This is a genomic window from Pseudomonas sp. GW456-L12 (assembly GCF_059424045.1).
In genome coordinates, this window is record NZ_JBWKZA010000003.1 from 162530 (window position 1) to 183148 (window position 20619).

Below are 20619 nucleotides of genomic sequence, written 5' to 3' on the forward strand. Positions count from 1 at the left end.
TCAATGCCTCGGATCGAAGGCGTCGCGGCAGGCTTCGCCGATAAACACCAGCAACGACAGAATCAGCGCCAGGGCGAAAAACGCCGTCAGCCCCAACCAGGGCGCCTGCAGATTGCTTTTGCCCTGGCCGATCAACTCGCCCAGGGACGCGCTGCCGGCGGGCATGCCGAAACCCAGGAAATCCAGGGCCGACAGGGTGGCGATGGCCCCGGTGAGGATGAACGGCAGGTACGTCAGGGTGGCGCTCATGGCGTTGGGCAGGATGTGCCGCAGCATCACCTGGGTATCGCCGACACCCAGGGCCCGCGCCGCCTTGACGTACTCCAGGCCGCGGCTGCGCAGGAACTCGGCGCGCACCACATCCACCAGGGCCAGCCAGGAAAACAGCACCATGATCCCCAGCAGCCACCAGAAACCCGGCTCGACGAACCCCGAGAGAATGATCAGCAGATACAGCACCGGCAGCCCCGACCAGACCTCCTGCAGGCGCTGCCCCAACAGGTCGATCCAGCCGCCGTAATAGCCCTGCAGGGCGCCGGCGGCGATGCCGATCAGCGTGCTGGCGGCGGTCAGCGCCAGGGCGAACAGCAGCGACACCCGGGTGCCGAAGATCACCCGCGCCAGCACGTCCCGGGCCTGGTCGTCGGTGCCCAGCCAGTTCTGCGCCGAGGGCGGACTGGGCGCCGGTTCCGTGAGGTCGTAGTTGACCGTGTCGAAAGCGAAAGGAATCGGCGCGAACAGCAACCAGCCGCCCTGCCCTTCGATCAACTGGCGCACCGAAGCGCTGCGGTAATCCGGCTGGAACGGCAGCTCGCCGCCGAACTGCTGCTCGGTGTAACGCTTGAACGCCGGGAAATACCACTGGCCCTGGTAAGCCACCAGCAAAGGCTTGTCGTTGGCGATCAGCTCACCGCCGAGGGTCAAAGCGAACAGCGCGACGAACAGCCACAACGACCACCAGCCGCGCCGGTGGGACTTGAAGCGCTGCCAGCGCCGCTGGCCTATGGGAGACAAGGTCAACATCAGGCGCTCCTTGCACTGAAGTCGATGCGCGGATCGACCAGGGTGTAGCACAGGTCGCCGAGCAGTTTTATCAGCAGACCGAACAGGGTGAAGATGAACAGCGAGCCGAACACCACCGGGTAATCCCGCGACACCGCGGCGTCGTAGCTCAGGCGCCCGAGGCCGTCGAGGGAGAAGATCACCTCGATCAGCAGCGAGCCGCCGAAGAACACATTGACCAGGGCCTGGGGCAAGCCGGCGACCACCAGCAGCATGGCGTTGCGAAACACATGGCCGTACAGCACCTGCCGTTCGCTCAGGCCCTTGGCCCGGGCGGTGACCACATACAGGCGGGAAATCTCGTTGAGAAAGCTGTTCTTGGTCAGCAGGGTCAAGGTGGCGAAACCACCGATCACCAGGGCGCTGACCGGCAGCACCAGGTGCCAGAAATAATCGACGACCTTGCCCCAAGCCGAGAGCTGGGCGAAGTTCTCCGACACCAGCCCCCGCACCGGGAACCAGTCGAGCAAGGTGCCGCCGCCGAACACCACGATCAGCAGCAGGGCGAACAGGAACCCCGGCATCGCATAACCGATGACGATCGCCGCGCTGCTCCAGACATCGAAGGCCGAGCCGTCATGAATGGCCTTGCGAATCCCCAGCGGGATCGACACCAGGTAGGTGATCAGCGTCGCCCACAGGCCCAGCGACAAGGTCACCGGCAGCTTCTGTGCGATCAGCTCGGTGACCTTGGCGCCACGAAAGAAACTGTCGCCGAAATCCAGCCGCGCATAGTGCTTGAGCATCAGCCACAAACGCTCTCCGGCAGGTTTGTCGAAGCCGTACTGGCGCTCGATATCGGCCAGCAGCTTGGGGTCCAGGCCACGGGTGGCGCGGGACTCGCCGCCCACCGTCTCGACATGCCCGCCGCCCACCGCCGCGGCGCCGCCAATGCCTTGCAGGCGGGCGATGGCCTGCTCCACCGGGCCGCCGGGCGCCGCCTGGACGATGACGAAGTTCACCAGCAGGATGCACAGCAAGGTGGGCACGATCAGCAGCAGGCGCCGCGCGCTATAAGCCAGCATGGACCGCCTCCCCGCTACGTTGGCGCATCTGGCTCAGGGTCAGTGCCTCGGCGCTGACCTCCCACCAGGTGTCGAGCCCGGCGTCGTACAGGGGGGCAATGGCCGGCCGGCCAAAGCGGTTCCACCACACCGAGGAAATGCCCGGCGGGTAGTAGTTGGGAATCCAGTAGTAGCCCCACTGCAACACCCGGTCCAGCGCCCGGGCGTGGGCCAGCATGCTGGCGCGGCTGTCGGCCTGCACCAGGGCATTGATCAGCCCGTCCACCGCCGGATCGCGCAGCGCCATGTAGTTGTTCGAGCCCGGGTCGTCGGCGCTCACCGAACCGAAGTAGTTGAACAGCTCGCGCCCCGGCGCCTGGGACACCGGGTAGGCGGCGATGATCATGTCGTAGTCGCGGCTGCGCACGCGGTTGGTGTATTGCGCGGTGTCAACCTGGCGGATATCGAAGCCGATGCCGATCTGCGCCAGGTTGCGCTTGAACGGCAGCAGCAAACGCTCCAGGCCTTTCTGGCCGTTGAGAAAGGTGAAATGCAGGGGCTCGCCGGCGGCGTTGCGCAACTGATCGCCCTGGGGTTTCCAGCCCGCCTGTTCCAGCAGCTTCAGGGCCTGCAACTGCTGCGGGCGGATGATCCCGCTGCCGTCGGTGCGCGGCGCCTGGAACACCTGGGTAAAGACCTCGTCCGGGACCTGCCCGCGCCAGGATTCGAGGATCTTCAATTCTTGCGCGTCCGGCAGCGCCGCTGCCGCCAGTTCGCTGTGGGAAAAGAAGCTCTGCTGGCGCAGATACAGGCTGCGCATCATCTGCCGGTTGCTCCACTCGAAGTCCCAGAGCATGGCGATCGCCTGGCGCACCCGGCGGTCCCGGAACTGCGGTTTCTGCAAGTTGAAAATAAAGCCCTGGGCGCCCAGGGCCGAACCCGGCGCCAGGTGTTCGCGCACCAGCCGCCCCTGCTCCAGCGCGGTGCCGGCATAACCGATGGTGTAGCCGGTGGCGGAGAACTCGCGGTTGTAGTCGTAGCCGCCGGCCTTGAGGATCTGCCGCGACACATCGGTGTCGGCGAAGAACTCCACCCGCAGCCGGTCGAAGTTGTAGCGCCCGCGGACCACCGGCAGGTCCTGCCCCCACCAGTCCTTGACCCGCTCGAAGTCAACGCTGCGCCCGGCGTCCACCGCGCTCACCCGGTATGGCCCGCTGCCCAGCGGCGCTTCGAAGCCGCCACCGTCGGCGAAATTGCGGCCGCGCCACCAGTGCTCGGGCAACACCGGCAGCGATGCCAGGTCCAGGGGCAAGGTCCGGCTCTCAGTGTTCTTGAACACAAAACGCACCCGGGTCGGCGACTCCACCTGCACCTCGGCGACATCGGCGAACTGCTGGCGGTAGACGAAGCTGCCCTGGGTCATCAACAGCTCGAAGGTGTAGCGCACGTCCTCAGCGGTGATCGGGCTGCCATCGTCGAAGCGCGCCCGCGGGTTGAGGTAAAAGCGCAGCCAGGAACGGTCCGCGGCCAGCTCCAGGCCTTCGGCCACCAGGCCGTACACGGTGTAGGGCTCATCCTTGGAGCGATAGGCCAGCGGCGCGTACAGCCAGCCGTCGATATCGGCCACGCCAGTGCCTTTGTCGATGTAGGGAAGCAGATGGTCGAAAGGCCCGCTTTCCAGGGAGGAACGGCGCAGGCTGCCGCCCTTGGGCGCGTCCGGGTTGACGTAGTCGAAGTGCTGGAAACCGGCGGGGTATTTCGGGGCTTCGCCGTAGACCGTCAGCGACGGTTGCACGGCGGCCAGCAGCACGGGGCTCGGCAGCAGGCAGAGCCAGAACAGCACAGCGCGTTGCAACAGCATGGAATGATGCCTCTTTGAACAGGGGCCAGGATGACGGCGTTCGTACCAGCGTCATCGCGAGCAAGCTCGCTCCTACAGAGGACCTGTGCGCTTCTGTAGGAGCGAGCTTGCTCGCGAAAGATCGTCCAGCCGCCACTCGACTCCCAGCCTTATCTCTCCACCCGAAACACCCCGCTCCTGCCTGTCATGTGCAACTGATCGGGCATTTTTATAGAGCGGGTTTTAGAACCTTTGGTTACTAAAAAGTATCCGGACCTTTATTGCTGAACGGATCAGAAGTTGTAACTGAGCCGCGTGTACAGGGTCCGTCCGAACGGGTCCGAGTAGCGTGGGTCGTAGCCGCTCTGGAAGGTGTAGGTCTGGTTGCTGAACGGCGGCTCGCGGTCGAACAGGTTCTTCACCCCGAGGGTCACGCCCAGGGCCTGGCGCCAGGTGTAGGTGCCGGCCAGGTCCCAGACGTTGTAGGAGCCGACGCGGTTATGGCTGTCGCGGTCGGAGTCGTGGTAACCGCTGGTGTAGCGGTTGGTCAGGGTCGCGCCCAGCGGCCCCTGGTTCCAGGTCGCGGTCAGGCTGTGGCGCCAGCGCGCCACCGCGCCGGCCGAGGCGAAGTCGCCGCCGCGAAAATCCCCGAGCTTGTCGATGTATTCGCCCTTGAGCTGTTGCTGGTAGTCGTAGCGGGTGACGTAGGTGCCTTGCAGCCCCAGGCCGAACTCGCCCCAGGCAGTGGCTGGCAGGCGATAGTCGAGGCTGACATCGACCCCGCTGGTCTTGAGCTTGCCCAGGTTGGCCATGCCCGTGACCACATGATCGATGGAGCCGTCGGCCTTGCGCACCAGCCGGTCGGCGTACAGGTCGGGATTGTCGAACGGCGCCGACTCGGGAAACTCGGCGATCTGGTTGGCGACCTTGATCCACCAGAAATCCAGCCCGGCATTGAGCCGCTCGAACGGTTGGTAGACGAAGCCGAATGTCACGTTGCGCGCGGTTTCCGGCTTCAGCTCGGTGTTGCCGCCGGTGCTGCGGTTGAACTGCTGGGCGCAGTCGCGGTTGCCGATCCCGCCATTGGCCGGGGTGCCGCCGGGGCATAGCCGCGGGTCGTTGTAGTTGGCGTTGGTGAAGGTGGTAAAGGTCGGGTTGTACAGCTCGTACAGCGACGGCGCGCGGAAGCCTTCACTGTAGGCGCCGCGCAGCACCAGCTCCTTGAAGGGCTGGAAGCGGAACGAATACTTGGGGTTGGTGGTACTGCCAAAGTCGCTGTATTTGTCATGCCGGATCGCCGCCGTCAGCTCCAGGCTGTCGAGCACCGGCACGTTGAGTTCGGCGTACTGCGCCTGCACGCTGCGGTCGCCCGACACACTGCCGTTGGGGTCGATGCCCAGGCTCTGCACATTGCCGGCGAACTGGGCGAAATCCTGGTGGAAGTCTTCCTTGCGGTACTCGCCGCCCAGGGCCAGGGCCGCGGGGCCGGAGCCGAACCAGTCGCCGATCTCGCGGCTGACCCGCCCGTCGATGGCCTTGACCCGCCCGACCGCCGTGGCGTAATCGCCGTCCACCGTATTGGCCGCCAACAACGCGCTGCCTGCCGCGGTCTGCGGGCCGAAGGGGTTGATCACGCCATTGGCGATGCCCTCAGACACCGCCACATCGTTCACGTAGCCGCTGCGGATGGTACTGACCACCTTGTTCTGGTTGTACGAGGCGCCGATGTTGTAGTCCCAGCCCGCCGCGCTGCCATCGAAACTCAGCAGCAGGCGCTGGCCGGTGTTGTCGTCTTCATGGCGGCGGGCGCCGACATCGGTTTCCCGCCAGTTGGCCGCCACCGGTTGCGTCGGGTCGAGGGCAAAGCCGCTCGGCCCCGGGGTGATGCCATTGCCCGGATAAAAGGCCGTGCCCGGGTTGACCTGATTGCCCATCAGGGTGCCGGGGCCGATCTGGGTGCGGTTCTCGTTACGCGCCCAGAAGTATTCGAGGCTGACGTTGTGATCGTCGCTGAGCTTGCCGGTGGCCTTGGCGAAGGCCGAGGTCTTTTCGGTTTCCGGCACCAGGTCCAGGTAACTCCACAGGCTCTGGCGGCAGATGCCGTTGCGCGACAGCAAGCCCGGCGCGTTGCAGCCGGAGCCGGCCAGCGGGTTGGTGGCATTGGCGCCCTGGCTCCAGTTGGCCGGCGAAGCGGTGCCGGAGGTGTAGTCCAGGCCCCGACCGGGCTGGTAGTTGTGGGTGTAGCCGCGATCCTTGGCGGCCAGGCGCTCTTGTTTGTCGTAGCTGACCACGCCGAACACGTTGAAGCGGTCTTCCTCCAGGTCGCCGATGCCCCAGCTGCCGCTGAAGTTCTTGCTCTGGCCACCGCCGGAATGGCTCGGGGTGTCGTAGCCGGTACTGACCTGGCCACGGGTCAGGCTCTTCTTGGTGATGAAGTTGATCACCCCGCCGATGGCGTCGGTGCCGTACAGCGCGGACGCGCCGTCGCGCAGCACCTCGACCCGGTCGATGGCGGCAAACGGAATGGTGTTGAGGTCGACCCCGGAGCCGTTGATGGCATTGGTCGCGTTGTTGCTCAGGCGCCGGCCGTTGAGCAGCACCAGGGTCTTGTTCGGGCCTATGCCGCGCAGGTCGGCATAGGCCGCCCCGCCACTGCTGGAGCCCACCGAGCGCCCGGAACCGACCGAGGACTGGTTGGCGGAAATCCGGTTGATCAGCTCTTCGGTGGTGGTCACGCCCTGCTCGCGCAGCTTCTCGACCCGCAGCACGGTGACCGGCACCGCGGTCTCGGCATCGACCCGGCGGATCGCGGTGCCGGTCACTTCCACCCGCTGCAACTGGGTGGTGGGCTCAGCAAATGCCGGGGCGGTGCTGGCAGTGCCGGTGTCCGCCACGAGGGTCACGCCCTGGGTGTCCTGCTGCTCCTTCAGGCCGCTGTCCTGCAAGGCCAGGGTCAGCGCCTGGTGCTGGTCGAGCTGGCCCTGGATCGCCGGCGCATAACGGCCGCTCACCAGCTTCTGCTCGAAGGAAATCGGCAGGCCGGTCTGCCGGGAAATCTGCAGCAGGGTCTGGTCCAGCGGCCCCGCGGGCAGGTTGAACGGGGTGGTCGCGGCCCAGGCCGGCAATACATTCAGCGCCGCCAGCAAGGCCAGGCTCAAAGGGGATCTACGGGGTACGAACAGACTCATGGACAACCATCCCTGCATTAGGTGTATGCAGGGATGTGCAACGGCCCGGAGGTTTTTATAGAGGCCGATCTAGACCGTTGGGTGATGAGCTTATGCCTGTTCGTCTGCCCCGTAGGAGCGAAGCTTGCTCGCAATAGCGGCGGGTCAGATACAACGCCATCGCGAGCAAGCTTCGCTCCTACAGAGGAATCACGCAAAGGCCTCCATTTTTGCAGGCGCAACAAAACCTGTAGGAGCGCAGCTTGCTCGCGATGCAGGCGCCGCGGTGCATCAGGCCAGACACCATCAGCCATAGGGAGGGTTCAGCCGCCAAAGTGATAACTCACATCCAGCCACCATTGGCGGCCGTAGGGGTCGTAGTTGCCGGTGGGGTAATACGGCCAGCCGCCGGAGTCGTCGCGCTTGACCTGGTTCAGCAGGTTGTTGACGGTCAGGCCGACGCTGGCGCGGTCGTTGACCTTGTAGCGGGCGCTGGCGTTGAACACGGTCCAGGGCGACAGGCGCCCGTCCGCGTTGCCGTTGGTCACGCTGCCATAGCGGATGCCCAGCAGGGTCGCGGTGTAGTGCAGGTAATCCCAGGTCAGGCTGGCGTTGACCTTGCTGCGCCAGTCGTGATTGCTGCGGTCCACGCGCCAGTCCTGGGTCGGCGCGTCGTCCGATTCCTTGTAGAAATGCGAGAGCACCAGGGTGTAGCCCAGGGTCGAACTGAACGCCCCGTACTCCCCGGCGCCCCAGCGGATATTGCTTTTCAGGTCGAGCCCGCTGACCCGTTCGCTGGCGGCGTTGATCGCATTGATCTGCACCCGCTGCAAGCGGTTCGGGTCCACCGCGGCAGTGCCCGGGTTGCGCTGGATGCGCGCCAGGGTCGCCTGGCAGCTGGCCGAGTTGATGTCCATGGCGCCACTGCGGCAGGCGTTTTCCTCTTGCAACAGGCGGTTCTGGTCGACGGTGGTCAGCAGGTCCTCGATCTGCACGCGCCAGTAATCCACCGACACATCGAAATTGCGCGACGGCGACCAGACGAACCCGTAGGTCCAGGACTTGCCCCGCTCGGACTTGAGGTCGGCGGTGCCGCTCTGGGTGTAGTCCACCCGCCCGCGATCGCAGGCGCCCTCGACACCCTGGCTGCACCCGTAGTAGTCGATCTGGTCCGGCACATAGCCGTTGGTGTCGGCCTGGTAGATGTAGTTCAGGTCCGGGGCGCGGAAGCTGGTGCCGTAGCTGCCGCGCAGCAGCAGGCTGTTCAGCGGGCGCCATTCCAGGCCCAGGTTGTAGGTCTTCTGCTGCTCGGTGCGGCCGCTGAATTTGTACTGGTCCCAGCGCCCCGCCAGCGACGCCAGCAGGCTGTCGCTGATCGGCACACTGAACTCGCCGCCGGCGGCATAACGCTTGCGCGAGCCACCGGAACTCTGCGCCGGCGTGGTGCCGTAGAAACTGCCGTCGTTGAGCCCATCGTCCGGGTCGACGCGGTATTCCTGCTTGCCCAGCTCAAGGATGCCGGCGAAGCCCACCGGCCCGGCCGGCAAGTCGAACAGCTCGCCGTTGAGCGAGGCGTTGTAGCTCTGCGACACCGACTTGCTGGTCTGGGTCAGGTTGCGGCGAAACTGCCGCCACTCCTCTTCGGTCAGCGGCCGGTCAAGCCGTGAGGCATCCGGGGCGAACAGCGGATACCCGCCCTGCTCGCCCAGCTGCGGCCCCAGGTAGAAATCGCGAATAGTGGCCGACGGCGTATAGCGGGTGGTGCGCACGCTGCGGTACTCCGAGCGGTTGGCCGCCAGCTCGTAGCTCCAGGCCGTGTCGGCGATCCGGTCGGACAGGCCCAGGGTGCCGGTCCAGGAGGTGTCGCGCCACTTGCTGTTGTTGCTGGTGCGGCCGCCGATTTCCTCCTCGGAGAAACGCCGGAACCAGCGCTCCAGGTTACCCGTGTTCCGGTTGATGAAGTCGGGCGAGGTGAAGCTCGGCCCGCGGGTGTTGTTCTGGATATGGTCCAGGCCATACATCAGGTCGGCGAAGACCTTGCCGCTGTCGCTGAAATGCCAGGTGCCGCGGGTGTAGCCGTCGTAGTTTTCCTTCTGCGTCTGCAAGGTCCAGTAATCGTTGTAGACCTGGTCGGTGGTGCAGCGCCCGCCGCTGCCACTGAGGTGGTTGGCAAACACCCCGGAGTAGGCGCCGCAGCCAGGGCCGATGTATTTGCCGCTGTCGAGGTTGCGCCGGTAACCGACGTCCAGGGCCGGCCCGCGATCCATGAAACCGCGATCGTCGGCCCAGATCGGCTGGCGATGGGTCAGCTCCAGGCCGAACAGGCCATCGAAATCCCCCCAACTGCCACCGCCGCTGATCTGCAGGCGCGGGTTATCGCCGCCGCCCCGCTCGGTGGTGCCGCCACGCAGGTTGACGTCGATGCCGCTGGCCTTCTCCTTGAGGATGATGTTGACCACCCCGGCGATCGCATCGGAGCCGTAGATGGCCGAGGCGCCGCTGCTGAGAACCTCGATACGGTCGATGATCGCCGAAGGAATGTTGGCCAGGTTGGTGAAGTTGACCTGGCCGCCATAGGCCGTCGGATAGTCCGCGACCCGCCGGCCGTTGATCAGCACCAGCGTGTGGTTGGGGCCCAGCCCCCGCAGGTTGAGGGCGCTGGCGGCGGGCTGGAAAGTGTTGCCGTAGTCCTCGCCCTGGGTCATGCCGGTGTTCTGCGTCTGGGTCGCCAGGGCGTCGTAGACGTTGCGGTAACCGCGGGCCTCCATCTCTTCATGGGTAATCACGTTCACCGGAGTGGCGCCGTCGGACTGGGCGCGGGCGATGCGCGAGCCGGTCACCGTGACCTTTTCCAACTGCGGGTCCGGCGCGCGTACCGGCGCCACGGCGCTGACTTTAGGGCTGGCCTTGGCACTGGCCGGAGCATTGCGAATGATCAGCCCCTGCTCACTGTGCTGGGCCTCCAGGCCGCTGCCTTGCAGGGCCCTGTCCACCGCCTGCTGGCCGCCCAGGGCACCACGAATGGCCGGGCTGCGCTTGCCCTGCACCAGGTCCTGGCGGAAGGAAATCGGCACCCCGCTCTGCCGCGAGATATCCAGCAGCACCTCGTCCAGCGGGCCGGCGGCAATGTCGAAGGTGATCTGCCTGGCCTCTAGCTGCCGGGCTTCTGCCTGCTGGGCCCAGGCGGCGCTGCCACAAGCGCCGAACGCCAGGGTCAACATCAGTGACAGGCGCGGTGGGTGGAAAAGGATCGATGAGTGCATGGAGCGATTCCCTGTTGAATGCGGTTGCAGGGAATGAGCAGCGACTGACGGGTTTTTATAGGGTGGCGGTTAGGCCAAGGGGTTATGGGGTTATAACCGCGCCCTTCAGCGCGGCTCGATGCTGACCCAGTACGGGCTGTGGTAGCTGACGCGGATCGGCAGCGAACGCTCGAGCAACTGCAGGCTGCGGTCGCTGTCGTCCAGGGGATAGATGCCGCTCAGGCGCAGGTCGGCCACCTGGGGGCTGAGGCGGATGATGCCGCGCCGGTAGCCGCGCAAGCTGTCGATCACCTCGCTCAGGGGCCGGTCGCGGGCCTCGAATACCCCCGAGGTCCAGGCGCTTTCATGGCCCTTGGCACGCTCCAGCAGCAACAGTTGCCGAGCGTCGAAACGCAGGCTTTCGCCGGCCTCGACCACCTGCCGCGCGCCACTGGCGGTGAGCACCTCGACCTGCGAATGCAGCATCACCAGGCGCGTCCAGTCCTCGCCGCGCTCCACCAGGAACTTCGTGCCCAAAGCCCGCATGCGCCCGTGTTCGGTTTCCACCACGAAGGGCCGCTGCGGGTCCCTGGCCACATCCACCAGCAGTTGGCCGTTGCGCAACTGCAACAGCCGCTGCCGGGCATCGAAACAGCTCACGACCTGGCTGCGGGCATTGAGGGTCAGGGCGCTGCCGTCGGCCAGGGTGAAGTCGCGGCGCTCGCCAGTGCCGGTGTACAGGGCGCCCGCCTCGGGCAGCAGGTTGTAGCGTCGGCCGAGCAAGGTCGCGGCCAAGGCCAGGGCCATCACACTCAGGCTGCCGCCGATAAAACGCCGACGGCTCGACGGCGCATTCAGGCTGTGCAGCAGGCTGTCCCGGGACAGGTTGCGCAACGCCTGGCTGCGCAGCGCCCCCAGGCCGCCGCTCATCAGCGCGATGATCTGCTCATGCTGCGGGTCGGCGGCGCGCCAGTCGTGGAATGCCTGGCGCTCCTGGGCATTCATCTGCCCCGATTGCAGGAGGGCCATCCATTGCGCCGCTTCATCCACCAGCGCCTCGTTCGCGCGCGGCCGGCTCATGCGTCGACCATCGCCTGATAACAGCGCTTGAACGCCTCGGCCATGTACTGCTGCACGCGACTGGTGGACACCCCCAGCTGCTGGCCGATTTCGGCGTAGGTCAGACCGTCGAGCTGATGGTAGAGAAAGGCCGCCTTGGCCTTGGCGGACAAACCGTTGAGCAAGCGGTCCACGGCCAGCAGCGCTTCGATCACCAGCGCCCGCTCCTCGGGTGACGGGTGCACCGGCGTTGGCGCCAGGGCCAGGCTTTCCAGGTAGGCGCGCTCCAGGTCCTGGCGCCGCCAGCCTTCGTAGACCAGGCGCCGGGCGATGGTGGTCAGCAGTGCCCGGGGCTCGCGGATGGCCGCGGGGTCCGGCAGGGCCAGCACCCGCACGAAGGTTTCCGAGGCGATGTCCTGGGCGCTGTGATGGCAGCCCAGGACGCGACCCACCGAGGCACACAGCCACTGATAGTCGCGTTTGAACATCTGCCCGATCAGTGAGTAATGAGGGTTCCGATTCGCACCCATGCCTGGCTCCCTCACAAGACAGCTCCCCCCTCTCGAAATCGTCTGGCTGGTTCGGGACATTGCCGACCCAGGATTAGGGGAGCGACTGTGCAACAGGGCTGAATCTATTTGGAAGTAATTAAAAATTCACCCAGGCTAACTAACGAATATATGTAATCCGGCGCCTCGCCGCGCCGCCCGACGCACTTGATTGATCTCGGTCAGCAGGACGCCCAAAGGTCCTCTCTACTCTGGCGCCTCCATCGGCCAGGGACGGCTTTCGGAACGGCCGGCCCCGCTTCATCCTCAAGGAAGAGTCGCTATGCAATCGCTGAAGATCATTCTGCTGTCCACCGCCTTCAACGGTCTCACCCAGCGTGCCTGGCTGGACCTGCGCCAGTCCGGCCACCGTCCCAGCGTGGTGCTGTTCACCAACGAAGAAGACGTTTGCCGGCAGATCGAACAGGCGGACGCCGACCTGGTGATCTGCCCCTTCCTCAAGGACCGGGTGCCCGAGCAACTGTGGCGCCACCCGACCCGCCCGGTGATCATCATCCACCCAGGCATCGTCGGCGACCGCGGCGCCAGCGCCCTGGACTGGGCCATCAGCAACAACCTCGAGCGCTGGGGCGTCACCGCCCTGCAGGCGGTGGAAGAAATGGACGCCGGGCCGGTCTGGTCCACCAGGGAATTCAAGGTGCCCGCGCAGGTGCGCAAGTCCGAGCTGTACAACGGGCCGGTGGCCGACGCGGCGATCTACTGCATCCGCGATGTGGTGGAGAAATTCGGCAGCGACTTCGTCCCTGTGCCCCTGGACTACAGCCAGCCGCAGGTGCGCGGCCGCCTGCAACCGAACATGAAACAGGACGACCGCAGCTTCAGTTGGCACGACAGCGCCGCCTTCATCAAGCGCTGCATCGACGCCGCCGACGGCCAGCCCGGGGTCCTGGCCAGCCTCGCCGGCGGGCAGTACTACCTGTATGACGCGCACCTGGATAGCCGCAGCGGCATCCCCGGAGAACTGCTGGCGGTGCACGACGATGCGGTGCTGGTGGCCTGCGGCGACCGCAGCCTGTGGATCGGCTCCCTCAAGCGCAAGGCCCGGCCGGGCACCGAACACTTCAAGCTACCGGCCCGCCATGTGCTGGCCGGTCAACTGGACGGCGTGCCTCATCTGCACTGGTCGGTCGCCAGCGAGCCGTTCAGCGACGAGGCCTACCAGCCGATCCGCTACCGCGAGTCGGGCCACGTCGGCGAGCTGACCTTCGAGTTCTACAACGGCGCCATGAGCACCGAACACTGCCAGCGCCTGGTCAGCGCGCTGCAATGGGCCAAGGCCCGGGACACCCAGGTGCTGCTGATCAAGGGCGGGCGTGGCGCGTTCTGCAACGGCGTGCACCTCAACGTAATCCAGGCCGCGCCGGTGCCGGGCCTGGAAGCCTGGAACAACATCCAGGCCATCGACGACGTCTGCAAGGAGCTGCTCAGCGCTCGCCAGCTGGTGGTCAGCGGCCTCACCGGCAATGCCGGGGCCGGCGGCCTGATGCTGGCGCTGGCGGCCGACGTGGTGCTGGCCCGGGCCAATACCGTCTACAACCCGCACTACAAGAGCATGGGCCTGTACGGCTCGGAATACTGGACCTACAGCCTGCCCCGCGCCGTCGGCCACGCCATGGCGCACAAACTCACCGACGAATGCCTGCCGATCAACGCTTTCCAGGCCCTGCAGATGGGCATGGTCCAGGAAGTCGGCCCGCGCTGCCCCGACGAGTTCGGCCTGTGGCTGCTGCAGCGGGCCAACGCCGTGCTGACCGAACCGAAATACCAGGCCCTGCGCGAGCGCAAGGCCAACGCCGACCCGCAACTGATGCAGCACTGCCGCAACGCCGAGCTGGAACAGATGCACCAGGACATGGTGCAGAACCGCCACGGCTTCGCCGAGAAATGCGCCGGCTTCGTCTACAAGCGCAAGACCTGCTGCACCCCGCAGCGGTTGATCGAGGATTGGGCCGTGCCGCAGCCGGATACCTTGAGCGCCTGATCCCCCCGCCCCTGTAGCCGCTGGCGCAGCCTGCGATCGACCCGCAGGGGCGCGGCGCTTTCAAGACCGCTGAAGGCCCTGCGGGCCTTGTCGCAGCCTCGCAGGCTCGGCAGCGGCTACAGACCCAGGCTCCCTGTAGCCGCTGGCGCAGCCTGCGATCGACCGGCAGGGGCGCGGCGTTTTCAAGACCGCTGAAGGCCCTGCGGGCCTTGTCGCAGCCTCGTAGGCTCGGCAGCGGCTACAGGCTGCAACAACAACGCCACCAGCGCCGTCCAGCCGGTCTGGTGGCTGGCCCCCAGGCCGCGGCCGGTGTCGCCGTGGAAGTACTCGTGGAACAGCAGCAGATCCCGGTCCCGGGGATCGGCCTGCAACTGCGCGTAGGCGCACATCGATGGGCGGCACCCGTCCTCGTCGCGCAGGAACAGGCGGGTCAGGCGCTGGCTCAGGCTGTCGGCGACTTCCTCCAGGGACGCCAGGTAGCCGGACCCGCTGGGGTATTCCACCGAGAAGTTGTCGGCGTAGTAGCGATGAAACTCGCGCAGCGACTCGATCAGCATGTAGTTGATCGGCATCCACAGCGGCCCGCGCCAGTTGGAGTTGCCGCCATACAGCCGTGAGTCGGAATCGGCCGGCGCGTAACGGGCGCGCAACTGATGACCGTCGACCTGCAGGGCGAAGGGGTGTTCGGCGAAGACCCTGGACAGCGAGCGGATACCGAACTCGGAAAGAAACTCCGCCTCGTCGAGCATGCGCTTGAGCAAGTCCTTGGTGCGCTCGCCGCGCAGCAGTGCGAGCAACAGGCGATTACCCTGCCCCGGTTCGTTCCAGCGCGACACCAGGCTGGCCAGGTCCGGCCGATGGTGCATGAACTCCAGCAAACGCTCACGCAGCCCCGGCAGGCATTCGTGTTCATGCTGCTCCAGCACCTGCACGGCGAACAGCGGCATCAGGCCGACGATGGAACGCAGGCGCAGCGGTTCGTTGCCACCGTCGGGGCGATGCAGCACGTCGTAGAAGAACCGGTCCTGCTCATCCCACAGCCCTGTGTCGCCGTTGTCCAGCCGGTTGATGGCCCCGGCGATGTACAGGAAGTGCTCGAAGAACTTCACCGCGATGTCCACGTACACCGGGTTGCGCCTGGCCAGTTCCAGGGCAATGCGCATCAGGTCCAGGGCATAGGCCGCGACCCAGGCGGTGCCGTCGGCCTGGTCCAGGGTGTAGCCCGGCGGCAAGGGCGCCGAGCGGTCGAACAGCCCGATATTGTCGAGGCCGAGGAAACCACCCTGGAACAGGTTGCGCCCTTCGGCGTCCTTGCGGTTGACCCACCAGGAGAAGTTCAGCAGCAGCTTGTGGAAGATCCGTTCGAGAAAGTCCATGTCGCCCTGGCCGGTCAGGGCTTTTTCCCGCTGGTACACCCGCCAGCTGGCCCAGGCATGCACCGGCGGGTTGGCGTCGTCGAAGCGCCACTCGTAGGCCGGCAACTGCCCGTTGGGATGCATGAAGCGGTCTTTGACCAGCAGCAACAGCTGGTGCTTGGCGAAGCCCGGGTCGATCAAGGCCAGGGCCACCGCCTGGAAACCTAGGTCCCATGAGGCGTACCAGGGGTATTCCCAGGTGTCGGGCATGGCCACGATGTCGAAGTTCGCCAGGTGCCGCCAATGGCTGTTGCGCAGATGGGCGTGTGACGCCGGCGGCGCCGGTTGTCCGGGGTCGCCATCGAGCCAGCGGTTGACGTCGAAATCGTAGAGTTGCTTGGACCACAGCAGACCGGCCAGGGCCTGGCGCTGCACATTGCGTGCGTCGGCATCGGCGATGCCCTGTTGCAGCGCGGCGTAGAACGCGTCGGCCTCGGCCCGCCGTTGTTCGAACAGGCTCCGGGCGCTGACCTGGGGCGAGCCAGCCGGAGCAAAACGCAGGTATACGCTTTTGCTCTCCAGCCCGGCCAGCTCCAGGGTGAAGTGAGCGGCGGCGCGGGTTCCGCCGTCACGGGCAATGGCGCTGGCGGAACCTCCCAGCAGGTAGTCGTTGATCCCGTCCTTGAACGGACCGGGCGCGGCGAGGCCATCGAGCTTCGGGAAGTTGGTTTCATTGTTGCAGAACAGCCACTCGCAAGGCTCCGGCCCCCAGGCGCTGACCTGCATCGGCGAGCACCGCGGATGCCGGGCCAGCAATTGCTCGCCCTCCAGGCGCAAGCTCGGCTTGCGCGAGTCGCCGCCCCAGCTCCAGGTATTGCGCGCCCAGACCTGGGGCAAGACCCGCAAACGCGCCGGCTGATGAAAACGGTTGTGCACCGTGACCCGCATGAAGATGTCGTCGACCGCGTGCTTGGCGTATTCCACAGTCACGTCGAAGTAGCGATCGTCCTCGAATACCCCGGTGTCGAGGATCTCGTACTCGGTGTCGTCCAGGCCGCGCCGGGCGTTTTCCCGCAGCAGGTCCTCATAGGGAAAGGCCGCCTGCGGGTATTTGTAGAGCATGCGCATATAGGCATGGCTGGGCACGCCATCGAGGTAGAAATACAGCTCCTTGACGTCTTCGCCGTGATTGCCTTCGGCGTTGTTCAGGCCGAACAGGCGCTCCTTGAGAATGCTGTCGCGCTCGTTCCACAGGGCCAGCCCCAGGCACCAGTGCTGGGCCTTGTCGGAGAACCCCGCCAACCCGTCCTCGCCCCAGCGGTAGGCACGGCTGCGCGCATGGTCGTGGGGCAAGTAGGCCCAGGCATCGCCATCGGCGCTGTAGTCCTCGCGCACCGTGCCCCACTGCCGCTCGCTCAGGTACGGCCCCCACTCGCGCCAGGGTTCGCAGGCCTCGCCATTGAGGCGCTGGCCTTCGACCGTTTCGAGGATGCTTGCCGCCGCTGCTGCCGTCATGGGGGTGTCCGTGAGCCATGGAGGTGAAAGCCAGTGTAGGGGCTGGTGGCGCCGGCGGCCCATGACAAATGTTTCATGCTGCGAGGCGCCAACAGCGACCCGTTGTCGCACAAAGCCCGTGATAGAGCCTTTGGCTTAAATTTCCGGCAAGACGCTCGTTATACTCGGCAACCCTTTTGTGCAAACGCGGTACCCACGATGTTCAGCGACAACACCCTCCTGGCGAGCCTTGTGCTCTGTGTATTGGCCCTGCCGGCACAGGCCGAAGGCCTGGACCTGAGCTACCCGATGCCCGCCCTGGCAGAGACAACGGCTAGCTCTGCAGCAGAGCAGGAGCCGACGAAATTCCACCTGGAGTTCAAGGCGCCGATCACCCTGGAGCACGCCTGCAGCGGCCCCCAGTGCAATTACGAAACCGACCCGAGCCAGCGCCATGAGCCGGAAACGGTGAGCCGATGGTCGGTCGGGTTCAACTGAGCTGCTTTTTTCGGCGCCTGTCATAAGGCGCCCATCACCCAGGTCCCCCGCAGGCTGAAGCTTGGCTAGGCTATAAGCATGCCCCGTGAATGCCTGGGAGGTCCGATGAACCGCGCGATCCTGAGCCCTTTGAGCCTGGCCCTGGCCCTGTTGGCCGGCTGCGCCAGTCCGCCCGAAGTCATCGACAAGGAAGCGGCGGCCATCGCCGAAGGCGTGCTGGCCTTTCGCGATATCTGCCTGAAGTCCGCGCCCTCCTTCGCCGGGGCCGACAGCGCGGCCAAGGCCTATGGCATCGCCAGGCTGGACAATGCCGGGTATGCGCGGATGGGGCTCAGGCCGGACCACAGCCTTGGGGTCCAGGTGCAGAAAGGCAAGCAATGCGCGGTGACCACGCCGTCGCAGCGGGACAAGACCCTGACCGCGCAATTTCTCAAGCTGGCCGAGCAGTTCTCCAGCACCCCGGTGGCGCAGCACCTGCCGGCGAAAATCACCCTCGACCAGCAGACCTTCCTGCTGATGCACGACCGGCGTGGTGGCGAGGCCTATGTGATGTTGAAGCACCCCTGAAACCCAGCGCCTTCACTCAGGCGGCGACAGGTGCGCATAGCACACCGGCGAACTCCCCTCGCCCTGCCGGTCCAGTTCGTCTTCCAGCCACTCGGCCAGCACCCGGGCATTGTTGTGCGCTTCATCGTGGGCCGAGTACACCAGGGTCAGGCGGCCCTTTTGCGCGCGTTCCAGCAACGCCCACCAATGCTCGGGGCGGGCCGCCAGTTCCTGGCGGTAACGGTTGCGGAAGGTGGCGAAATCCAGCTCGCCGGACTTGAAGGCACGACGCAATCCGCTGGACGGCGCCAGGTCTTTCAACCACTCGTCCAGCGGCAACCGCTCCTTGCGACAGTTGCGCGGCCACAGGCGGTCCACCAGCACCCGATAGCCGTCGTCGGGGTTCGCCGGCTCGTAGGCGCGTTTGCACAGAATCATGATTTCCTCCCGTCTATGGCAGCGCATGGCCTGCCATCAGCTTAGTGGCTGGACACAGGATGGAGGACCTTCGACAAGTGCCTCGCCGCCACTCACCCTGGTTCTGATTACGACCCTCCCACATTGAAAACGACAGCTCGCCTCCAGGACGATTGACGCAGCGGGCGCAGCCCTATTAAGTACTATTTATCCGCATTAATACGATAAATCGAAAACATGCTCAAACGACCTGTTCGCCGCAAACGCCAGAAGCTTTCCGACGTGATTGTCGAGTCGGTCAAGCGTTCCATTGTGATCAACGCCCTGCGTCCCGGCGATCGTTTGCCGACCGAGCGCGAGCTGATGGAAAGCTTCCAGTGTTCCAAGGGTTCGGCCCGCGAAGCGCTCAAGGCGCTGGAGGTCGAAGGGCTGGTCAACACCCGCACCGGCCCCAGCGGCGGCGCCTACCTGAACCAGGCCGGCACCGAACCGGCGAGCCGCGCCCTGCGCAATTACCTGCACTTCCAGCAGATGGACGGCGAGCAGGTGTACCAGCTGCGCAAGGTCATCGAGGTGGAGCTGGCGGTGTCGGTGATTGGCCGCCTGAGCGCCGACGACTTTGCGGCGCTGCAGGCCAATATCGACTTCTGCAGCGCCCCGGAAGACAGCGAGGCCGGCCAGCGCGAACAGCGCATCGCCGAGCTGGAATTCCACAACCTGCTGGGCCGCGCCTGCCCCAACCCGCTGCTGAGTTTCATGGCGCAGTTCCTCAACGACCTGCTGCGCGACCTGGTGGTGCTGAAGAAGGCCTACAAGCCCAAGCGCAAGCAGTTCGACGCCGCCAACCTCGATTACCACAAGCGCCTGTTGCTGGCCTTCAAAGCCGAGGACGAAACCGCGGTACGCCATCTGATGCACGAACACATGTGCGACGCCGAACACCATATGAGCGCCCTCGAGGGCGAGGTCACCCAACACTTCCTGCTGGAGTTCGACCACCACCATTGATAACCGCCGCACCCGCCACACGCCGCTTCGCCAATAACAAAGCCTGAACACAGGCTGCTGCGCCGTTTTGCCATTGCCACTCCTGCCAATAACTAAACCAGGGAGTTACCCCATGCAGCGTCGTACGTTGTTGAAAGCCAGTCTGACCGTTGCCGCAGGCCTCAGCCTTCCGCTGGGGGTACGCAACGCCTTTGCCGCCGAACCCTTTACCTTCTACGGGCTCAAGTCGATGTCCGGGGCCTTCGCCAGCTACGGCAAGTTCGCCGACATGGGCTCGCGCCTGGCGGTGGAGCAGTACCCGACCCTGCTCGGCCGCCCGCTGAACTACAAGGTGATCGACACCGAAGGCAACGCCGGCAAGGCGGTGCGCAAGGTGCAGGAGGCGATTGCCCAGGACGGCGCGCGATTCTTCCAGGGCTGCACCCTGTCGTCTTCGGCGCTGGCGGTGGCCAAGGAGGTGGGCAAGGTCAACGGCGTGTTCATGACCCCGGTGGGCGCCGACGAAGTCACCGGCAAGGACTGCAACGCCTCGACCTTTCGCTGGTCGGTGCCGACCTACGGCGCCATTCGCGAAACCATGGTGCCGCTGATCAAGCGCCTGCCCGAGGCCAAGCGCTGGTACACCATCACCCCGCAATACGTATTCGGCGAAGCACTGCTGGAAGGCGCCAGACAGGTCTGCGCCGAGCATGGCATCGAGCACGTCGGCAACAGCTATCACTCGTTGCAGGAACAGGAATTCTCCGGCTACCTGACCAACGCCATCGCCGCCCAGCCCGACGTGCTGGTGCTGCTCAACTTCGGCAGCCAGTCCTCCAACGCCCTGCGCCAGGCGGTCAACTTCGGCATCAAGGAACGCATGAAAGTGCTGCTGGTGTGGTCCGCCGGGCTCGACCAGTTCCAGGAACTGGGCAGCGACGTGCTCGAAGGCGTCTACCTCGGCGCGCAGTACTGGCACCAGGTCGACACCCCGCTCAACCGCGAGCTGGTCAAGCTGACCCAGGCCAAGTACGGCATCAACCCCACCTACCCGCTGGCCGCCGACTACATCGGCACCCGGATCATGCTCGACACCATAGCCGCCACCGGCAGTTTCGACGGCGCGACCGTGGCCAAGGCCATGCAAGGCCTGACGTACCAGGGCCCGACCGGCGAGGAAAGCATCCGCGCCGGCGACCATCAGGTGATCAAGGATTACTACCTGCTGCAGGGCAAGGCCACGGCCAACATGTGCGACAAGGACGACCTGGCCGAAGTGCTCAGCTCCGGGCGCTCGTTCCCGGATGTCGGCGCCACCGGCTGCAACCTGGCCTGACCCCGACCGACCTTTTTATCGCTGGCTAGAGGCAGCGGGCCGCCCGACGACAGTCGCCGGCC

Annotated in this window: 14 protein-coding genes; 5 read left to right on the forward strand and 9 right to left on the reverse strand. The window is 65.6% G+C overall.

Translation table 11 applies throughout. The features are described from left to right. The 7 genes from AC07Y9_RS05395 to AC07Y9_RS05425 all read right to left on the reverse strand — a co-directional run bounded on the left by AC07Y9_RS05395 (position 1) and on the right by AC07Y9_RS05425 (position 11904). Positions 1 to 1023: an ABC transporter permease gene (locus AC07Y9_RS05395; RefSeq protein WP_102679525.1), complete on the reverse strand. Its 1023-nt coding sequence runs from the start codon at positions 1021 to 1023 to the stop codon at positions 1 to 3. Then, on the reverse strand, positions 1023 to 2087 hold the full coding sequence (locus AC07Y9_RS05400; RefSeq protein WP_087091530.1) for a microcin C ABC transporter permease YejB: 1065 nt from the start codon (positions 2085 to 2087) through the stop codon (positions 1023 to 1025). The genes AC07Y9_RS05395 and AC07Y9_RS05400 overlap by 1 nt, the downstream gene beginning before the upstream one ends. Continuing rightward, positions 2074 to 3927, reverse strand: coding sequence for an extracellular solute-binding protein (locus AC07Y9_RS05405; protein WP_102679524.1), 1854 nt, complete (start codon positions 3925 to 3927; stop codon positions 2074 to 2076). The genes AC07Y9_RS05400 and AC07Y9_RS05405 overlap by 14 nt, the downstream gene beginning before the upstream one ends. 272 nt (positions 3928 to 4199) lie before the next feature. Then, positions 4200 to 7094: a TonB-dependent receptor gene (locus AC07Y9_RS05410; RefSeq protein ID WP_102690456.1), complete on the reverse strand. Its 2895-nt coding sequence runs from the start codon at positions 7092 to 7094 to the stop codon at positions 4200 to 4202. Positions 7095 to 7396: 302 nt separating this feature from the next. Beyond that, positions 7397 to 10336: a TonB-dependent receptor gene (locus AC07Y9_RS05415; RefSeq protein ID WP_102679522.1), complete on the reverse strand. Its 2940-nt coding sequence runs from the start codon at positions 10334 to 10336 to the stop codon at positions 7397 to 7399. Between the two features lie 105 nt (positions 10337 to 10441). Further along, the gene (locus AC07Y9_RS05420; RefSeq protein WP_102679521.1) at positions 10442 to 11395 is read right to left on the reverse strand and encodes a FecR domain-containing protein; all 954 of its coding nucleotides are present in this window, start codon (positions 11393 to 11395) and stop codon (positions 10442 to 10444) included. Further along, entirely contained in the window at positions 11392 to 11904 is a 513-nt protein-coding gene (locus AC07Y9_RS05425; RefSeq protein ID WP_007921828.1) for a sigma-70 family RNA polymerase sigma factor, read from the reverse strand. Before AC07Y9_RS05425 ends, AC07Y9_RS05420 begins: the two co-directional genes overlap by 4 nt. Positions 11905 to 12205: 301 nt before the next feature. On the opposite strand from AC07Y9_RS05425, the gene AC07Y9_RS05430 reads away from it, so the two are divergent. Beyond that, positions 12206 to 13924, forward strand: coding sequence for a hydrogenase maturation protein (locus AC07Y9_RS05430; RefSeq protein ID WP_102679520.1), 1719 nt, complete (start codon positions 12206 to 12208; stop codon positions 13922 to 13924). Between the two features lie 182 nt (positions 13925 to 14106). Here the strand turns inward: AC07Y9_RS05430 and AC07Y9_RS05435 are convergent, their stop codons facing one another. After that, positions 14107 to 16794: an MGH1-like glycoside hydrolase domain-containing protein gene (locus AC07Y9_RS05435; protein ID WP_102679519.1), complete on the reverse strand. Its 2688-nt coding sequence runs from the start codon at positions 16792 to 16794 to the stop codon at positions 14107 to 14109. 198 nt (positions 16795 to 16992) lie between these two features. Between AC07Y9_RS05435 and AC07Y9_RS05440 the strand changes: the two genes are divergently transcribed. Together AC07Y9_RS05440 and AC07Y9_RS05445 are read left to right on the forward strand one after the other, a co-directional pair. Then, a complete protein-coding gene (locus tag AC07Y9_RS05440; protein WP_102679518.1) occupies positions 16993 to 17271 on the forward strand; it encodes a hypothetical protein in 279 nt (92 codons plus the stop codon). A gap of 105 nt (positions 17272 to 17376) precedes the next feature. After that, a complete protein-coding gene (locus AC07Y9_RS05445) occupies positions 17377 to 17838 on the forward strand; it encodes a hypothetical protein (protein ID WP_102679517.1) in 462 nt (153 codons plus the stop codon). A gap of 12 nt (positions 17839 to 17850) precedes the next feature. Here the strand turns inward: AC07Y9_RS05445 and AC07Y9_RS05450 are convergent, their stop codons facing one another. Beyond that, entirely contained in the window at positions 17851 to 18255 is a 405-nt protein-coding gene (locus tag AC07Y9_RS05450) for a DUF488 domain-containing protein (RefSeq protein ID WP_102679516.1), read from the reverse strand. Positions 18256 to 18471: 216 nt separating this feature from the next. Between AC07Y9_RS05450 and AC07Y9_RS05455 the strand changes: the two genes are divergently transcribed. Together AC07Y9_RS05455 and AC07Y9_RS05460 are read left to right on the forward strand one after the other, a co-directional pair. Continuing rightward, the gene (locus AC07Y9_RS05455) at positions 18472 to 19242 is read left to right on the forward strand and encodes a FadR/GntR family transcriptional regulator (protein ID WP_102679515.1); all 771 of its coding nucleotides are present in this window, start codon (positions 18472 to 18474) and stop codon (positions 19240 to 19242) included. Between the two features lie 112 nt (positions 19243 to 19354). After that, positions 19355 to 20557: an ABC transporter substrate-binding protein gene (locus tag AC07Y9_RS05460; protein ID WP_102679514.1), complete on the forward strand. Its 1203-nt coding sequence runs from the start codon at positions 19355 to 19357 to the stop codon at positions 20555 to 20557. Positions 20558 to 20619: the final 62 nt, after the last annotated feature.

Excerpts from the sequence above, each read along its gene's own strand:
- AC07Y9_RS05430 (WP_102679520.1), top strand. The coding sequence starts at position 12,206 with ATGCAATCGCTGAAGATCATTCTGCTGTCCACCGCCTTCAACGGTCTC.
- AC07Y9_RS05435 (WP_102679519.1), bottom strand. The coding sequence starts at position 16,794 with ATGACGGCAGCAGCGGCGGCAAGCATCCTCGAAACGGTCGAAGGCCAG.
- AC07Y9_RS05445 (WP_102679517.1), top strand. The coding sequence starts at position 17,377 with ATGAACCGCGCGATCCTGAGCCCTTTGAGCCTGGCCCTGGCCCTGTTG.
- AC07Y9_RS05400 (WP_087091530.1), bottom strand. The coding sequence starts at position 2,087 with ATGCTGGCTTATAGCGCGCGGCGCCTGCTGCTGATCGTGCCCACCTTG.
- AC07Y9_RS05415 (WP_102679522.1), bottom strand. The coding sequence starts at position 10,336 with ATGCACTCATCGATCCTTTTCCACCCACCGCGCCTGTCACTGATGTTG.
- AC07Y9_RS05460 (WP_102679514.1), top strand. The coding sequence starts at position 19,355 with ATGCAGCGTCGTACGTTGTTGAAAGCCAGTCTGACCGTTGCCGCAGGC.
- AC07Y9_RS05440 (WP_102679518.1), top strand. The coding sequence starts at position 16,993 with ATGTTCAGCGACAACACCCTCCTGGCGAGCCTTGTGCTCTGTGTATTG.
- AC07Y9_RS05425 (WP_007921828.1), bottom strand. The coding sequence starts at position 11,904 with ATGGGTGCGAATCGGAACCCTCATTACTCACTGATCGGGCAGATGTTC.
- AC07Y9_RS05450 (WP_102679516.1), bottom strand. The coding sequence starts at position 18,255 with ATGATTCTGTGCAAACGCGCCTACGAGCCGGCGAACCCCGACGACGGC.
- AC07Y9_RS05455 (WP_102679515.1), top strand. The coding sequence starts at position 18,472 with ATGCTCAAACGACCTGTTCGCCGCAAACGCCAGAAGCTTTCCGACGTG.
- AC07Y9_RS05395 (WP_102679525.1), bottom strand. The coding sequence starts at position 1,023 with ATGTTGACCTTGTCTCCCATAGGCCAGCGGCGCTGGCAGCGCTTCAAG.
- AC07Y9_RS05420 (WP_102679521.1), bottom strand. The coding sequence starts at position 11,395 with ATGAGCCGGCCGCGCGCGAACGAGGCGCTGGTGGATGAAGCGGCGCAA.
- AC07Y9_RS05405 (WP_102679524.1), bottom strand. The coding sequence starts at position 3,927 with ATGCTGTTGCAACGCGCTGTGCTGTTCTGGCTCTGCCTGCTGCCGAGC.
- AC07Y9_RS05410 (WP_102690456.1), bottom strand. The coding sequence starts at position 7,094 with ATGAGTCTGTTCGTACCCCGTAGATCCCCTTTGAGCCTGGCCTTGCTG.